Here is a 7,325-nt window from a genome sequence, read left to right as displayed (position 1 = left end):
AAGGATGCAAGATCAACTTCCTTGCTCTTCTCAATGGATGCCAGCAAGTTTGTCGCCTTCTTGGTTCCAAACCGCGCAAGACCCATCAAATCTTCCAAAGTCAGGTCATAGAGGTCTGCCGGGTCTTTAACCCCCCGCTCATCATATAACTGCTCCGCCGTCATATTACTGAATGTCTCAATATCCATAGCATCCCGGGATGCAAAATGTACAATACGGCCCACTAATTGCGGACGGCAACCGTACTTGTTCACGCAGAAAAGATGCGCGCCCTTCTCTTCCAACACAGAACCGCATGCCGGACAGTGTGTAGGCGCAATAATTTCACCACCGTCTTGTTCATCGGTCACTTTACCGATCATCTCAGGGATTACGTCATTGGCCCTGCGGATGTACACCAATGTGCCCAGCGCGTGCTTCAGCCCTTTACGGTCAATATCCCCCACATTATTTAACGTACAATTTTTTACGGTCACGCCACCGATATCAACGGGTTCTACGTTGGCTAACGGAGTGATTTTGCCGGTACGGCCTACTTCCCAGTTCACATGTTCCAGTATCGTAGTCGTTTCCTCAGCCTCAAATTTATAAGCAACCGCCCAACGCGGAAATTTATCCGTATACCCCAGCACTTCACGGGTACGTAAATCCACGAGCTTAATCACCGCGCCGTCAATCAAAAAGTCCAGATCATGGCGCGAAGCTTCCACCTTCTGCAATTCTGTAAATACATCGTCCATCGTATCGCAATAGTGCGCAAATGAATTGACCTTGAACCTATTCTCTCTCAGAAAATCATGCATTTCCCGATGATTCGTAAAAGATAAATTTTCCTTGTAACCAATGTTATAGAAGAAAGCATCCAATTTACGCGATGCCGTCACCTTCGGATTGAGATTGCGCAAAGCGCCGGCTGCCGCATTCCGGGCATTCTTGAGCGGCTCCGCAGCCGTCTTATTGTAAGATTCCAGCACAGACAGATACATCAAGCCTTCACCTTGAACCTCAACCTTGCCCGTGCGAAAAGGAATCTGCAGCGGAACCGATTTAATGGTTCTGACCTGTGCCATAATCTCCTCGCCTACCGTGCCGTTGCCCCGGGTTGCAGCCGAGACTAACTCCCCGTTCTCATATGTAAGATTGAGCGTTAAACCGTCATACTTCAGCTCAATAACATAGGATGGCTCGGGCAAAGGAGTCTCCGGATTCTTGCTGTTGTAATCGTTAATCAATCGTACTGCTCTTTGCTGCCATGCTAGGAGATGTTCAAAATTCTGGGCTTTATCCAAACTCCACAGCCGCGATAAATGCTTATGAGGCGCAAAACCTTTAAGCACATCGCCGCCAATCCGTTGCGTAGGCGAATGAGGCATGACAATGCCTGTTTCCTTCTCCAGCAGAGCCAAACGATCATAGAGCTTATCGTATTCAGCATCGCTGATGGAAGGCTTGTCGAGCGTATAATATTGATAATTATGACTTAGAATCAGGTCTATCAGCTGCTGAATCTCCTCGGTGCGGTCGTCCATGGCCGTCGACATAGGGGATCTTCCTCTCTTGTTAACTTTCCATCTATATACAAGCGCAACAATATGTCGTTACACTTTGGTGATTGGAGCAAAACCCGCCAACAGCCGCTTAACACCGACCGGCGCAGGGAACGCGATCTGGAGTTCGGTATCGTCGCCCGAACCCTTCATGGCCACAATCGTGCCCGTGCCCCACTTGCCGTGGGACACTTTGTCGCCTACGCCAAACTCGCCCGGCTTCGGCCGGTTTACAGCCGGCGCCGAAGTCATCTGCGTCTTCACCGGACCGCCGCTTGCGGCGCCGAAGGCCGCTCCCCCGAACGGGTTAGCTCCGCCGAAGCTGCCGCCGCTGGCGCCACCGCCCGCTCCGCGCCCGCCGCGCGCGAAGCCCGTTCCTCCGACACTTCGGCCAAAGCCGCGTGTCGGTGAAACCAGCTCCTTGAAGTCGTCGGGGATCTCTTCAAGGAAACGGGACGGCGCGTTCGCCGCGGTTCGTCCGAACAGCGTCCGCATGCGTGCGGAAGTCAGGAACAGTTCTCTCTCCGCACGGGTAATGCCGACATAAGCCAGTCGTCGCTCTTCCTCAAGCTCTTCCGCGTCATTCTGTACGCGGGAATGCGGGAATACGTTCTCTTCCATGCCGCAGATAAAGACGACCGGGAACTCGAGGCCTTTGGCGCTGTGCATCGTCATGAGCACAACGGAATCCTTCACTTCCTCATCCTTGTCCATGGAATCAATATCCGCGATCAATGCCAAATCGGTAAGGAAGGAAAGCAGTGACTTATCGTCGTTACGTTTCTCAAACTCCAGCGTAACGGACAGGAACTCCTCAATGTTCTCCAGCCTGGACTTGGATTCAATCGTCCCTTCACGATGCAGTTCAAGCTTGTATTCGGACATCTCCAGCATTTGCTCTGTTAATTCGGTAACCGAGAGGTACTCCACCATCTGCGTAAGATGATCAATTAGATTACGAAACTCGGCCATCATGCTCTTGGTGCGCGGCGCGATGTCCAACACATCCAGATTCCGCAGCATAGCGAAAGCCGAGATGCCCCGCATCTGTGCCCCTTCCATCAGCTTGTCCATCGTCGTTCCGCCGATTCCCCGCTTAGGGACGTTAATGACGCGTTGCAACGATATATCATCATCCGGATTGGAAACCAGTCTCAAATAAGCGAGAATATCCTTAATTTCTTTACGATCATAGAACTTAATGCCGCCGACAATCTGATACGGAATATCTGATTTTATGAGAATTTCCTCTATGACACGGGATTGGGCATTCGTCCGGTACAAAATGGCGTGGTCATGATAAGTTTTCCCGGATTTACGGTTCTTAATAATCTCCCCGCAAATGAAGTATCCTTCCTCATGCTCGGAATCGGCTTGGTAAACCTGAATTTTCTTGCCGCCTTCTTTATCTGTCCACAGATTCTTGGGCTTACGGCCCAGGTTCAGCTTAATGACTTCATTCGCGGCGTTCAAAATATTCGAGGTGGAACGGTAATTCTGCTCCAAGAGGATTGTCACGGCGTCAGGATAATCCTTCTCAAAGTTAAGGATATTGGATATATCCGCCCCGCGCCAGCCATAAATGGATTGATCGCTGTCGCCGACAACGCAAATACGTTGATGTTTGTCCGCGATCATTTTGCATAGCATATACTGGGCCCGGTTCGTATCCTGATACTCATCAACATGGATGTACTTGAATTTATTCTGGTAATACTCGAGCACGTCCGGAGCCTCTTCGAACAGTCGGATACTGACCATGATTAAGTCATCAAAATCCAGCGAGTTGTTCGCCTTCAGACGCTTCTGGTACATCGCGTACACTTTGGCCACAATGCCCTGGAAATAGTCGCCGATCTTCGCTTCATACTGCTGCGGCGTAATCAATTCGTTCTTCGCTGTGGACATGGCCGCTTGTACGGCTTTAGGTTCGAATTTCTTCGTGTCCACATTCAATTCTTTCATACAATTCCGGATGACGGAGAGCTGGTCGGTAGAGTCCAGTATCGTAAAGTTCGAGGAGTACCCTAGCCTCTGGATATCTTTACGCAAAATACGCACACACATAGAGTGAAATGTGGATACCCATATGTCGCGCCCCGACGGCCCCACCAGCTTAGACACCCGCTCTTGCATTTCTCTCGCCGCTTTATTCGTAAAGGTAATCGCCAGAATGCTCCACGGCGCCGCCTTGTTCGAGGCAATCAGATAAGCTATGCGATGGGTTAACACCCGCGTCTTGCCGCTGCCCGCTCCAGCCATAATCAGAAGAGGCGCTTCGACCGTTTCCACCGCTTCCTTCTGGGGAGGATTCAATCGATCTATCGCTTTAAATATATTCAAACTTTCGTTCATCCCGCCATCGTTCCTTTCTAATGCTGTCCTTCCTTCACTCTAACCGTCTCAAGCGCGCGCTCTAAATTCTCATAGATCACATTCCCGACAACGATCGTGTGAGCCGCCTCAGCCGCTTGCTCCGCTTTCTCCAAGCAATCAATCCCGCCGCCGTAGAAAAGTCGAGTTTCGGTCAGCTGGTTACGCGCCTTGCGCACCAGATTCATATCGCCGAACATGCCGCTGTACTCTACATAGAAGATCGGCATTCGAAACAGATGTTCAGCCATCTGAGCATAAGCTGCCACATCCTTGGCATCCAAATCCGTCTGCGCGCCTGTCAGTTTGCCTACCGCGGAGTCCGGGTTAAGCACAACATATCCCTGAGAAGCGATTTCCTCCCAAGGCGTCATATGATTAAATTCTTTCACCGCTTGCTGGTGGCGTCCTGTAATCCATTCCCCTTGCGATGTATTAAGTACCACAGGGATAAAGTACAGATCAAATGCGGGCACAACGGCCTCCGCCACGGATATTTCCAAAGCAACCGGTACCGTATATTTACGAATCCGGGAAAGTAAATCAACGGTGTTGTCATAGGTTACGCCGCTGGAACCGCCTACGATTACGGCATCGGTACCGGACATGCACAGCCTGTCCAAATCCTCATCGCTGATCTCCCGGTCGGGATCTAATTTAAATACATGCTTCCATTCTTTCATAGCTGTTTTCAATGCGCATATGCCCCCAACTTTAACAGTACATTTCAAGCATAATTTACCCTTCGGAGACTGTCAATTTGCTTCCTTCATTTTACCAAACAAACATATGTTCGTAAATATATCAAAAAAAGAAAAGCCGCCTAAAATAAAACATTTAGGGCAGCCTTCCATTCTTTATTTGACCAGTTGACCTCGTGTTACACCCAGTTGATTGGTCGCTTTCAACGATTTCCACACCTGACTGCCGCTGATTTCTCCGCGCAATGCCCGGTTGTATAAACTCAACACCTCATGAACTTTCTCGGCGGTTTCTTCCAGGAATTCGACACGGTATGAGGTTACGCCTAAATCCATGAAATTCTGCAGATATTCCGCCCCGGACTGTTCTACAGCATTATATACGGTGTTCCGGCAACCTTCATCCACGCGCACGGGATGGGACATGCCGATCCGGTCTTGCAGGGAAGCGCGCTTCTCCTCGCAAGGACGGCCGCAGTTGGTGAAATCGGTGCCTTCGCTCATGAAGGTACAATAAACGCAATGTTCTGTATGGAACATCGGCAAATGCTGATGGATGACCAGCTCCATCTTGGAACCGTCCGACCGGCCAAGCATGTCCACCATTTGCTGAATGTTCAGGTCATACGACGGGGTTACCCGGTCACAGCCCGCTTCCAGGAACAGTTCTACCGCTTTGTGATTCGCGATGTTCAGCGAGAAATCTCCAATCAGTTCCGGATGCGTCTCATTAGGGTTCTCCCGGCGATTCTTCAAATAATAATAAAGCGCGCCTGTGTTGCGAACGAGCACTGCATCAGGCTTCAGGTTCAGGATGTTCTTATGATAGCCGTTCTCGTTCGGCATATGAATTCTCGGCGTGGCCAAGGCGATCTTCTTGCCTTTGGCGCGTACCGCTTCAACAGCCGCCGGGAATTGCTTGATAAATTCAAAGTCGGCGTAGATGAAGTCGACGTTCGTCTCAAGCACCGCATGCACCTGCTCCAGGCTGCGGCACAAAGCCGTCAGCACCGGCTGCTGCGGACGCGGCGCAGCCGGCGCGGCATCGCCGTAAACGTCAATATCCCGTTTGACGTAGACCGGCGGCTTGCCGCGCTCTTCCGTCAGCCGCTCCACCGCGCGGCGACGGAGGTTGTTGAGCTCGCGCATCGGCACAATCACGTCCACTTGCAGGTGGACGTCAAGCTTGCCGAGCTCAAAGAGCGTGCCGCCGAGGCGGCCCAGTTGTTCCGCCAGGAACGCCTCGTCCATCGGGCGTTTCTGCGCGGCTTCGAGAGGCAGCTCCGTCTCTTCGAGGACGGAGTTGCCTGTGCGCGCGTCGGTCCACTGCGTGCGCAGGGGTGCGCCGACGGCGCCCGTCACACGGATATCGACCGGGAACGTATGGTACGGCTTCTCCGTCTCGAACGTCTGGCGCAGGCGCTTGTCCAGGTGCGGATCGTTCGTCTTCCAGATCCGGTCCCCGACATGCACCCGCTTCAAGTCCACATCATTACGGCCCGCCACGATTTCGATAACCGCGCCCTCGGCGGCTTCGCCTTCCATCTTCACGCCCCGCTTGCGAAGATCATAGACGCGGCCCCCCTCCTCTTTCTTCGTCGGGTCGCCCGCGTCGAACACGATGCCGTCGCCGCGCTTCACCGGCGCCTCCAGTTCACAGATGACGGCGTCGCGGAGAATTTCCTTGACCCGTCCCAAATACACGCCGCGGCTCTTAGGGAAGGTTCCTTCCACCAACTCTTTATTGTTGGTGCCCGTCAGGAACCCATGGGTAAAGCCGCGGGAAAAGCTCTGCTGCAGCTCCCGCAGCTCTTCCTTCTCCGGACGTGGATTCTGTCCCTCGAAGTAGCGGTCGATCGCTTTGCGATATTTGCTGACGACGTTCGCGACATACTCGGGGCTCTTCAGACGCCCCTCGATCTTGAACGAAGTCACGCCAGCTTCAATGAGCTCCGGCACAAGTTCCAGTGCCGCGAGATCCTTGGGCGACAGCAGGTATGCGATGTCGCCCATCGGCTGGTGCACGCCGTCGACCATGAGGTCGTACGGCAAACGGCACGCCTGCGCGCATTCGCCCCGGTTCGCGGACCGGCCGCCCCACATCTCCGATGTGAGGCATTGTCCGGAATAGGAAACGCACAGCGCGCCGTGCACGAATACTTCCATCGGCAGCTTCGCCTGGTCGCCGATGGTCTTGATCTGCTTCAGGTTGTTCTCCCGGCCCAGCACGACCCGTTCGATGTCGAACGGCTTCGTGAATTCCACCGCTTCCGGCGACGTAATCGTCATCTGCGTGGAGCCGTGAATCGGGAAGTCCGGGGAAATTTCGCGGATCATCCGGACCAAACCCAGGTCCTGCACGATTACAGCGTCCACACCCGCATCAATACAAGCGTCGATCAGTTGCTTGGCGTCAGGCAATTCATTTTCAAAAACAAGAATATTAAACGTAAGAAATCCTTTAACCCCGTAACTGTGAAGAAAAGACATGATCTCCGGCAGCTCGGCCATGGTAAAGTTTTTGCCGCGTGCCCGGGCATTGAACTTCTCTACCCCAAAAAAGATCGCGTTAGCTCCGTTCGCCACCGCCGCCTTCATGCAATCCCAATCCCCTGCCGGCGCCAGTAACTCTACATCATCTATTGTAAGTTGGTGCTGATTCATTCGGTTTCCTCCAAGTGTGTTGCTTTCTTCTACTACTAGT

The 7,325-nt window shown here is 52.6% G+C and carries 4 protein-coding genes (1 of these 4 running past the window's edge); all 4 read right to left on the bottom strand.

Annotated features, from left to right (window positions below; genetic code table 11):
• A protein-coding gene (gene ligA, locus SY83_RS11195) for an NAD-dependent DNA ligase LigA (protein WP_068611057.1) crosses the window boundary here: on the bottom strand, positions 1-1,529 show its 5' portion. Its footprint begins 493 nt before the window's first position; the window shows 1,529 of its 2,022 coding nt (coding positions 1-1,529); it begins with the start codon at positions 1,527-1,529; its stop codon lies beyond the left edge, outside the window.
• Between the two features lie 69 nt (positions 1,530-1,598).
• The gene (pcrA, locus tag SY83_RS11190; protein WP_068606520.1) at positions 1,599-3,902 is read right to left on the bottom strand and encodes a DNA helicase PcrA; all 2,304 of its coding nucleotides are present in this window, start codon (positions 3,900-3,902) and stop codon (positions 1,599-1,601) included.
• 17 nt (positions 3,903-3,919) lie between these two features.
• Entirely contained in the window at positions 3,920-4,615 is a 696-nt protein-coding gene (gene pcrB, locus SY83_RS11185; RefSeq protein ID WP_231891238.1) for a heptaprenylglyceryl phosphate synthase, read from the bottom strand.
• Between the two features lie 162 nt (positions 4,616-4,777).
• Complete coding sequence (locus tag SY83_RS11180; protein WP_068606518.1) at positions 4,778-7,285, bottom strand: U32 family peptidase; 2,508 nt, start codon at positions 7,283-7,285, stop codon at positions 4,778-4,780.
• Between the last annotated feature and the right edge of the window lie 40 nt (positions 7,286-7,325).

The organism is Paenibacillus swuensis (assembly GCF_001644605.1).
Taxonomy (GTDB): Bacteria; Bacillota; Bacilli; order Paenibacillales; family DY6; genus Paenibacillus_N; species Paenibacillus_N swuensis.
This window is presented reverse-complemented; position numbering and strand designations above follow the sequence as displayed.